The organism is Flavobacterium sp. 40-81 (assembly GCF_001898245.1).
Taxonomy (GTDB): domain Bacteria; phylum Bacteroidota; class Bacteroidia; order Flavobacteriales; family Flavobacteriaceae; genus Flavobacterium; species Flavobacterium inviolabile.
Genome location: NZ_MKTM01000036.1, coordinates 45,125 through 55,431 on the forward strand (window position 1 = coordinate 45,125; position 10,307 = coordinate 55,431).

The 10,307-nt window shown below is 40.3% G+C and carries 7 protein-coding genes; all 7 read right to left on the reverse strand.

All coding sequences use genetic code 11. From position 1 onward, the window contains the following. Positions 1 to 100 precede the first annotated feature (100 nt). Entirely contained in the window at positions 101 to 5,548 is a 5,448-nt protein-coding gene (locus BGO42_RS14855; protein WP_286749452.1) for a beta strand repeat-containing protein, read from the reverse strand. Positions 5,549 to 5,573: 25 nt separating this feature from the next. Beyond that, entirely contained in the window at positions 5,574 to 6,716 is a 1,143-nt protein-coding gene (locus BGO42_RS14860; protein WP_273243480.1) for an ABC transporter substrate-binding protein, read from the reverse strand. Between the two features lie 66 nt (positions 6,717 to 6,782). Continuing rightward, positions 6,783 to 7,373 carry a phage tail protein gene (locus BGO42_RS14865; protein ID WP_273243478.1) on the reverse strand — a complete coding sequence of 197 codons (591 nt, stop codon included), beginning with the start codon at positions 7,371 to 7,373 and terminating at the stop codon, positions 6,783 to 6,785. Between the two features lie 283 nt (positions 7,374 to 7,656). Next, the gene (locus BGO42_RS14870; protein WP_273243476.1) at positions 7,657 to 8,274 is read right to left on the reverse strand and encodes a DUF6705 family protein; all 618 of its coding nucleotides are present in this window, start codon (positions 8,272 to 8,274) and stop codon (positions 7,657 to 7,659) included. A 201-nt stretch (positions 8,275 to 8,475) separates the two neighbouring features. Beyond that, complete coding sequence (locus BGO42_RS14875) at positions 8,476 to 9,096, reverse strand: DUF6705 family protein (protein ID WP_273243474.1); 621 nt, start codon at positions 9,094 to 9,096, stop codon at positions 8,476 to 8,478. Positions 9,097 to 9,283: 187 nt separating this feature from the next. Then, the gene (locus BGO42_RS14880) at positions 9,284 to 9,904 is read right to left on the reverse strand and encodes a DUF6705 family protein (RefSeq protein WP_286749453.1); all 621 of its coding nucleotides are present in this window, start codon (positions 9,902 to 9,904) and stop codon (positions 9,284 to 9,286) included. Positions 9,905 to 10,108: 204 nt separating this feature from the next. Further along, positions 10,109 to 10,307, reverse strand: a 199-nt coding sequence (locus tag BGO42_RS14885; RefSeq protein ID WP_286749455.1) for a hypothetical protein, incomplete at its 5' end; no start/stop codon positions are given.

Sequence of the window (10,307 nt, forward strand, 5' to 3'; positions counted from 1 at the left end):
GTTACAGTATAGGTACCGGCAGTTAATCCTGTTGCAGTTGCAGCAGTTCCACCAGTTGGAGCCCAAACATAAGTATAAGCACCTGTTCCACCTGTTACTGCTACAGTAGCCGAACAGTAGCAGAAGCATTAGTACCACCGTTACAAGAAACGTTTGTCTGTGCAGCAGCCGTAGCGACTAAAGCAGCAGGTTGTGTAATTGTAAATGTTCTTGTGATTGTACAGGCGTTAGCATCTGTAATTGTACACGTATATACACCAGCTGCTAAACCAGAAGCAGTTGCTGCAGTTCCACCAGTTGGAGCCCAAGAATAGGTATATCCAGGAGTACCACCGGAAACGTTAACAGTAGCGACACCATTAGTACCACCGTTACAAGAAACTGTAGTCATCGATGTAGTAGCTGTTAAAGCAGAAGGCTGTGTAATTGTAAATGTTCTTGTAATTGTACAGGCGTTAGCATCTGTAATTGTACAAGTATATACACCAGCTGCTAAACCAGTAGCAGTTGCTGCAGTTCCACCAGATGGAGCCCAAGAATAGGTATATCCAGGAGTACCACCGGAAACATTAACAGTAGCTACCCCGTTAGTACCACCGTTACAAGCAACAGTAGTCATGGATGTTGTAGCTGTTAAAGCTGCAGGTTGTGTAACTGTAAATGTTCTTGTGATTGTACAGGCGTTAGCATCTGTAATTGTACACGTATATACACCAGCTGCTAAACCAGTAGCAGTTGCAGCTGTACCACCAGTTGGAGCCCATGAATAGGTATATCCAGGAGTACCACCAGTAACGTTAACAGAAGCTACACCATTAGCACCACCGTTACAAGAAACAGTAGTCATCGATGTTGTAGCTGTTAAAGCCGTTGGTTGTGTAATTGTAAATGATCTTGTTAATGTACAGGCGTTAGCATCGGTAACAGTAACAGTATAAACACCAACGGCTAAACCAGTAGCTGTTGCTGCAGTACCTCCAGACGGAGCCCATGAATAGGTGTAAGGAGCTGTACCACCAGAAACGTTAACCGTAGCTACACCATTAGATCCACCGTTGCAGGCAACAGTAGTCATCGATGCAGTAGAGGTTAAAGCTGTTGGTTGTGTGATTGTGAATGATCTTGTTAATGTACATGCATTAGCATCGGTAACAGTAACAGTATAAACACCAACGGCTAAACCAGAAGCTGTTGCCGCTGTACCTCCTGATGGAGCCCATGAATAAGTGTAAGGAGCTGTACCACCGGAAACGTTAACTGTAGCGACACCATTCGAACCACCGTTACAAGCAACAGTAGTCATCGATGCGGTAGAAGTTAAAGCTGTTGGTTGTGTAATGGTAACCGATCTTGTGATCTGACAAGCATTTGCGTCAGTGATCGTACAAGTATAAACGCCTACAGCTAAACCAGTAGCAGTTGCTGCAGTTCCACCAGTTGGAGCCCATGAATAGGTGTAAGGTCCTGTTCCTCCTGAAGGGGTTACAGTAGCCGTACCATTCGAACCACCATTACAAGAAACTGTAGTGAATGAAGTCGTAGCTGTTAAAGCAGCTGGTTGTGTAATCGTAAATGATCTTGTGATCTGACATGCATTAGCATCTGTAATTGTACAAGTATATACACCAGCCACTAAACCAGTAGCAGTTGCAGCTGTACCACCAGATGGAGCCCATGAATAGGTATATCCAGGAGTACCACCAGTAACGTTAACAGTAGCTGTACCGTTTGATCCACCGTTGCAAGCAACAGTAGTCATCGATGTTGTAGCTGCTAAAGCTGTTGGTTGTGTGATTGTAAATGTTCTTGTTAATGTACATGCATTAGCATCGGTAACAGTAACAGTATAAACACCTGCCACTAAACCAGAAGCTGTTGCTGCAGTACCTCCTGACGGAGCCCATGAATAGGTGTAAGGAGCTGTACCACCAGAAACGTTAACCGTAGCTACACCATTAGATCCACCGTTGCAGGCAACAGTAGTCATCGATGCAGTAGAGGTTAAAGCTGTTGGTTGTGTGATTGTGAATGATCTTGTTAATGTACATGCATTAGCATCGGTAACAGTAACAGTATAAACACCAACGGCTAAACCAGAAGCTGTTGCCGCTGTACCTCCTGATGGAGCCCATGAATAAGTGTAAGGAGCTGTACCACCGGAAACGTTAACTGTAGCGACACCATTCGAACCACCGTTACAAGCAACAGTAGTCATCGATGCGGTAGAAGTTAAAGCTGTTGGTTGTGTAATAGTAACTGATCTTGTGATCTGACAAGCATTTGCGTCAGTGATCGTACAAGTATAAACACCTACAGGTAAACCAGTAGCAGTTGCTGCAGTTCCACCAGTTGGAGCCCAAGAATAGGTGTAAGGTCCTGTTCCTCCTGAAGGGGTTACAGTAGCCGTACCATTCGAACCACCGTTACAAGAAACAGTAGTCATCGATGTTGTAGCTGTTAAAGCTGTTGGTTGTGTAATTGTAAATGTTCTTGTTAATGTACATGCATTTGCATCAGTAATCGTACAAGTATAAACACCTACGGATAAACCAGTTGCAGTTGCAGCTGTACCTCCTGTTGGAGCCCATGAATAGGTATATCCAGGAGTACCACCGGAAACGTTAACAGAAGCTGTACCGTTTGAACCACCGTTACAAGAAACAGTAGTAAAAGAAGTAGAAGCTGTTAAAGCTGTCGGTTGTGTAATTGTAAATGATCTTGTTAATGTACAGGCGTTAGCATCGGTAACAGTAACAGTATAAACACCAACGGCTAAACCAGTAGCTGTTGCTGCAGTACCTCCAGTTGGAGCCCAAGAATAGGTGTAAGGTCCTGTTCCTCCTGAAGGGGTTACAGTAGCCGTACCATTCGAACCACCGTTACAAGAAACAGTAGTCATCGATGTTGTAGCTGTTAAAGCTGTTGGTTGTGTAATTGTAAATGTTCTTGTTAATGTACATGCATTTGCATCAGTAATCGTACAAGTATAAACACCTACGGATAAACCAGTTGCAGTTGCAGCTGTACCTCCTGTTGGAGCCCATGAATAGGTATATCCAGGAGTACCACCGGAAACGTTAACAGAAGCTGTACCGTTTGAACCACCGTTACAAGAAACAGTAGTAAAAGAAGTAGAAGCTGTTAAAGCTGTCGGTTGTGTAATTGTAAATGATCTTGTTAATGTACAGGCGTTAGCATCGGTAACAGTAACAGTATAAACACCAACGGCTAAACCAGTAGCTGTTGCTGCAGTACCTCCAGACGGAGCCCATGAATAGGTGTAAGGAGCTGTACCACCAGAAACGTTAACTGATGCTACACCGTTTGAACCACCGTTACAAGCAACAGTAGTCATCGATGCAGTAGAAGTTAAAGCTGTTGGTTGTGTAATGGTAACTGATCTTGTAATAGAACAAGCGTTAGCATCTGTAATCGTACAAGTGTAAACACCTACGGCTAAACCAGAAGCAGTTGCTGCAGTACCTCCAGACGGAGCCCATGAATACGTATAAGGTCCTGTTCCTCCTGATGGAATTACAGTCGCTGTACCGTTTGAACCACCATTACAAGAAACTGTAGTAAAAGAAGTGGTTGCTGTGAAAGTAGCCGGTTCTGTAATCGTGTAGGTTTGAGTCTTAGTACAGCTGTTTAAATCGGTTACGGTACAAGTATAGGTACCTGCCGCTAAACCGGTAGCTGTTGCCGCTGTACCTCCTGTTGGAGCCCAAGAATAGGTATATCCCGGAACACCGCCGGATACAGTTGCTGTAGCCGTACCATTGCTTCCGCCATTACAGGCAACATTGGTCTGTGACGGTGTAATTGTAATAGCTGTTGGCTGAGAAACCGTAAAAGTTCGGGTAGCTGTACAGCTGTTAGAATCCGTAATCGTACATGTGTAAGTTCCTGCTGCTAATCCGGTAGCGGTTGCTGCAGTTCCTCCTGATGGCGCCCATGAATAAGTATATGGTGGCACTCCACCTGTAACATTAACACTTGCTACACCGTTTGATCCTCCGTTACACGATAAATCGGTTCTGGAAGTGGTAACAGACATAGCGGTTGGCTGAGTAATTGTAAAGCCTCTTGTAATGGTACATCCGTTGTTATCGGTAATAGTACAAACATAATTTCCTACTGCTAAACCGGAAGCGGTTGCTGCAGTTCCTCCAGACGGAGCCCATGAATAGGTATATGGAGCAGCTCCTCCTGTTGGTACTACTGTAGCGACACCATTAGAACCACCATTACAGCTTACATTTGTTTTGGATGATGTTGCTGTTAAAAGAGATGGTTGGGTAATGGTAGCAGATCTGGTAATGCTGGTTCCTTCGTTATCCGTAATCGTACAGGTATAAACACCTACAGCTAAACCAGTAGCTGATGCAGCTGTACCTCCAGACGGAGCCCATGAATACGTATAAGGCGTTACACCTCCTGATGCCGTAACGGTAGCCGTACCGTTTGAACCTCCGTTACAGGAAACTGTAGTAAAAGAAGTTGTCGCGGATAAAGCTGCGTTCGTTGTAAAAGTTAAATCACTTCCATAAGCGGTTCCTGATGAATTGATAGCATACGCTCTGAAATGGATAGTCGTAGCAGATGGTAATGACGAAATAACCGAACTAAAGGTGCCGGTGCCGCTTCCGATAATTACTTTGTTGTCTGATGTGGTTGGATTGGCTCCTAAAGCCCATACAACTCCTCTTTCGGTAACAGAAGCACCACCATCGGCAGTTACGTTACCACCTAAAGTAGCTCTTACTGCACCTATATTGGTTGCTGCAGTTGTTGTTACTGTTGGGTTTACAACAACGGTACAGTTTACATTTGGTGTCGGGTAATTAGCCGGTAAGATTCCTAAAGTTGCTGTACCGATTTTAGTCCAGTTTGCTGTATTGTTAATAGCTGCTCGTAAAGCAGCCGCAGTTCCGGTTAAAGTTCCGTTATACTTGCTGTAGGCAAGTTCCGGTCCCGGTGCCGGGAAAAGTGAAATACAGTTTACTCCGTTCGTAAGTCCTGCCGGAACAATACTTTCGGCTGTACCAGCTGTAGTATCTACATTCCAGGTAGTAACGGGATCATAGTTGGTACTGTTGTAGTCACCATGAACACCGGAAATAAAGATCGGGCTGGCTGGTCGAACTCCGGATGTACTTTGGTACGCCAGAATCTGGTCTCCTCCCGATAAGTTAAAGTTGGCATTTAAAGCAATACTAACTCCTGATGTACCGGTTACGGTAAAATTATCAGCTGAAGTTTCTACAATCGAAATGATTGTTCCACAGGGTACCGTTGAAGGAATAACCCATTGTAAGTGGGTCTCTGTATTGTTGGCCCAACCTGTTGTTGTCCATCCCTGTTCCGTAAAGTAAATAGTTTCACCGGCCGGAAGGGGCTTGAGGGCGATAAATGAAAACCCGTCTGTGGTACCGAAATCATAGCCGATAAAGGCGATGTCTCCCGGTCCGAGGGTTTGCGCTTTTGTATTCTGCTGTACAAAAAATGTACAGAGGAATACGAGGGTTGCGAGTAATCTCTGCTTCATGTGAATAATAATTGAGGTTAAATTTTTAATGACATAAATAGGCATTTTGCCATCCACCGATTTTTGGGGGCATATCCTGTTCCGTTACTTCATCGATAAAGTGTCCTTCGTTTACCAGTGTAGTCACCCGGTTAAAAAACACTTGATCATCCGAATTGCGTTCCAGTTTATAAATGTGATGATCAAATTTTGTACGGTTCGTTCCGGGATCAAATTGTATTGATCCTCGTGGCCCTTCGGTTTTTACTGTGCTTATATGTCGTAATAAAGTGCGTGTATCGGTTGCTTCGGCTGTTTCCAGTAGTTGTGCCAGTAGTGCACCATTTTCGTAGCCTAATAAAGCAAATACGGTTGCCGGCTCGTCATATTGTGCCTTAAATTCTGTATTGAAAGTACAGTCAGAAGTTTGAGCATAATTCTCAAACCAGGAGGCTACTACATATAACGGGAATGCATTGGATTGGTATTCGCTTATAATCGTATCGTTTATAGCAAAAGGGGTAGTGTAAAACGTGTATTGCTCCGTTACTTTGTTGTCACGGATAAAAGCAGCGTTTTCTTCGGCATATAAACCGCTATAGAATGCAAATACGATTTCAGGTTTATAATGGTCTAATGTTAACTGCATGCATTCGGCTTCGTTTTCTCTTGGGTAGAAAGGTGTAATGTAATGTCCGGAAAATAGAATATCGTTTTTACTTAATGATGTTTCTATAGCCGACAACATTCCGTAGCCGGAATCGTAGTAGGAGGTAGCTGAAGCAATTTTATCATATTGCTGTGCTGAAAAATGATTACCGAGCAGGAAACATGATTCGGTTAGTCCGTATGAATTGATATAGACACCTTTTTGCTTTTTCATGGCATACGGAACCGTAGCCCCAATGTCGGAAGCAATCAGTAATATATCATTATCGGAAGCATATTCGTATACCCTGGACATATTGTGATGGCCGAAAAATCCGATAATAATATTAATACCTTCCTGAAAATAAAATTTCTGGATTTTGTCTATTATTAACTGTTCATCGGAACCAATTCCAATACTTTCAACGTAATATCTGGCATTCAGGTTATTGAGTTTGATACCACGTATAAAATCCCTGTCCAGTTTTTTGTACTGTTTGGATTGCGGGATCAATAGTCCTATTTTAGTTTCTATACTCATGTAAAAAAAATAATAGGAGAGGATGAACGTATTCTTCCTCTCCTAAGATTAACTTGTTTACTTTCGTTAATTACGAGAAGGGAAGATACCGTATAATGCGATACTTGTGTAGATCCCTAAATAAGGGTTACGGATAGAGAATGGAGTGTTACTTCCTGCAATACCTGTACTTCCGCTAATAGCCGTAGTAATGTTACCTACTTTGTCTGTCCCTGAAAAAGGCGGTTCGCTATAGGTATTTGGAGCTGCTCCACCAGTACCAAAACTGTTGTTTCCGTTATCGGATTCGTTAACCGGGTTACCGGTATTGGTATGGATAACTGTTGAAACATTTACCTGTCCTGCTCCTGTTCCCGGAACTAACGGGTGAACGTGAGCCGGTACGTTAGCAAGTGATAAGGTAATACTTTGTGCTCCTCCTGATTCTCCCCACTGAACTGGTGTTAATCCTGGTCCTGATCCCGGGTGAACGATAGAACGTCCTCTTAAATCAGGTAAAGCAAATGTAGTTTGTCCGTTTCCTCCGAAAGTAGTTCCTAACAAAGAAAATAAAGCCGTGTTTTGGGCAATTGACATAATTTGTCCGTCGCAAAAAGCCCATTGTGCTGGTGCGAAACCAAATCCAAACGCCTGGATTTGTCCAATAATTTGTTCCATAAATGTAAATTTTGTGGTTAAGTTTATACAAAAATAGACAGATTGGCAGGATGGATATCAGGTAGAATTACGTGTTTTTGTAAGAAGCTTGTATTATTTGTAGTAAATTAATAATAATATAAGTATATTTTAATCAAATATACGATAAGTTGTTTTTATTTTAAAGATTTGCCGTTATCTGTGCGAAAGTCATATTCGGACATGGCGATAAGGAAAGTAATGGATAACCAACGTCAAAAGCCCGTAAAATACAGGGTTTATAAAAGAGGCTGCTTTTATATTTCTAATTCACTTTTGTTAGTGTTATGTTAGTGGGTATTGTAAAAGTACTCGGTTGATCTAAGCCACGCATTCCCATAGGTAAAGTTACCTCCCATTGCGCTGTATCAGGATTAACCGGATTGATTATCATTTCTAATCGTCCTGTTACCCCTGTCGGATATGATGGGTTTAGCGGACCTGCTACATCATAAATGGTACCAGTCATTTTGTATGGTTCCGTTGGTTGGTTGGACATTACAATAGTGGGCCATGGGGTGACTGAATTACCTATATTTTTTTCAGATGTATAAATAACTTGTTCATTTGGCTGCCCGTAATTCTGAACTAATTTATAGTGTCCGCATAATTCGTCTATATAAAACTTCGGATTTTCATTGATGTAGCTGACTTTCGTTTCTTTCCAAAACTTCATAACAAAAGTTTGGTTACCGTTTTGGTAAATCCAGGTTCCGATAAATGGAGTAAAATAATTGTTTACATCCTTATAGTAATAAATAATTAGAGAACTCTTTTTAAAATTAGAGTTGTAAAATTGTCTTATGTCCTCTATTTTCTCTGTCTGTGCGTAAGAAAAAAAGACTGTAAACATTAATAAAAACAGGTATACTATTTTTTTCATAATATATGTGTTTAACGGGATTAATTTATCTCATACTAAACGGATATATAATCACTAATTAAAAAATATGTCTGTATGATATAACACAAAAACCTGATAGCAATTAGGTCAGCTGTAACAAACAAATTGTAGCAATATCGTCATTGAATAGTAGTATCAAAAAGTATATAAAACCCGATAAAACTTCCCGGCTTTTTTATGTTACTGATTAACTTTTGTTAGTGTTATGTTAGTGGGTATCGTAAAAGTACTTGGCTGGTCAGAAAGACGTATACCCGGCGGTAATTTAACTTTCCATTGCGCCGTATTAGGATTAGCTGGATTAATTATCATCTCCAATTCTCCTCTTACCCCCAAAGGATAAGCTGGATTCACTATTCCTGTCACATCATAAACGAAACCACCCATTTTATACAGTTCAATTGGTTGATTTGCAGTAACTATGGTTGGCCAAGGCGTAATGGAATTACCAATGTTTATCTGTGAGGTATAAATTAGCTGTTCGTTTGACTGCCCGTAATTTTGAACTAATTTATAGTGACCCCGTAATTCATCAATATAATATTTTGGGGTTTCATTAAGATAAGCATTTTTAGTTTCCTTCCAGAAGTTAATAACAAAAGTTTGGTTCCCGTTTTGATAAATCCAGGTTCCAATAAATGGCGCGAAATAATTATTAACATCTTTGAAATAATAGGTAAGGCGCGTATTTTTCGTAAAATATTGATTACGAAAATTTTTTATTTCCTCAATTTTTTCCTGTTGCGAATAAGAAAACGTGGCAATAAACATTAATAAAAACAGGTATACTATTTTTTTCATAATATATGAGTTTAACAGGATTAACTTATCTCATACTAAACGGATATATAATCACTAATTAAAAATATGTCTATATGATATAACACAAAAACCGTTAAGCTATAACAAACAAATTGCAGCAATATCTTCATTGAATAGTAGTACCAAAAAGTATATAAAACCCGATAAAACTTCCCGGCTTTTTATGTTACTGATTAACTTTTGTTAGTGTTATATTAGTGGGTATCGTAAAGGTACTTGGCTGGTCAGAAAGACGTATACCCGGCGGTAATTTAACTTTCCATTGCGCCGTATTAGGATTAGCCGGATTAATTATCATTTCTAAATCCCCCCTTACCCCTGTTGGGTACGAAGGGTTTAATACACCGGCAACGTCAAAAATAGTACCTCTCATTATATATGATTCCATTGGCTGATTTGCCATAACGATAGTAGGCCACGGCGTAATGGAATTACCTACATTTTTTTGTGAGGTATAAATCACCTGCTCGTTTGGCTGCCCGTAATTTTGAACTAATTTATAATGTCCTTTCAACTCATCAATATAATGCTTTGGTTTTTTATCAAGATAGGCACTTTTAGTTTCCTTCCAGAAGTTAATAATAAAAGTTTGGTTCCCGTTTTGGTAAATCCAGGTTCCGATAAATGGGGTAAAATAGTTATTTATATCCTTATAGTAATAAATATAAAAAGGACTTGTGTTAAAATTGGGGTTGTAATATTGTCTTATTTCCTCAATTTTTTCCTGTTGCGAATAAGAAAACGTGGTAATAAACATTAATAAAAACAGGTATACTATTTTTTTCATAATATATGAGTTTAACAGGATTAACTTATCTCATACTAAACGGATATATAATCACTAATTAAAAAATATGTCTATATGATATAACACAAAAACCTGATAGCAATTAGGTCAGTTGTAACAAACAAATTGCAGCAATATCGTCATTGAATAATAGTACCAAAAAGTATATAAAACCCGATAAAACTTCCCAACTTTTTTATGTTACTAATTAACTTTTGTTAGTGTTACGTTAGTCGGTATCGTAAAAGTGCTTGGTTCGTCTGAGCCACGCATTCCCATAGGTAATATTACTTTCCATTGTGCTGTGTTCAGGTTAACTGGGTTTATTTCCATACTCAACTGCCCTTTTACACCTAAAGGATAAGCAGGATTCACTACTCCAGTAATATCATAAACGAAACCA

Bases quoted from the DNA above. Each gene is read 5' to 3' on its own strand.
- BGO42_RS14855 (WP_286749452.1), bottom strand. From the start codon at position 5,548: ATGAAGCAGAGATTACTCGCAACCCTCGTATTCCTCTGTACATTTTTT.
- BGO42_RS14860 (WP_273243480.1), bottom strand. From the start codon at position 6,716: ATGAGTATAGAAACTAAAATAGGACTATTGATCCCGCAATCCAAACAG.
- BGO42_RS14865 (WP_273243478.1), bottom strand. From the start codon at position 7,373: ATGGAACAAATTATTGGACAAATCCAGGCGTTTGGATTTGGTTTCGCA.
- BGO42_RS14870 (WP_273243476.1), bottom strand. From the start codon at position 8,274: ATGAAAAAAATAGTATACCTGTTTTTATTAATGTTTACAGTCTTTTTT.
- BGO42_RS14875 (WP_273243474.1), bottom strand. From the start codon at position 9,096: ATGAAAAAAATAGTATACCTGTTTTTATTAATGTTTATTGCCACGTTT.
- BGO42_RS14880 (WP_286749453.1), bottom strand. From the start codon at position 9,904: ATGAAAAAAATAGTATACCTGTTTTTATTAATGTTTATTACCACGTTT.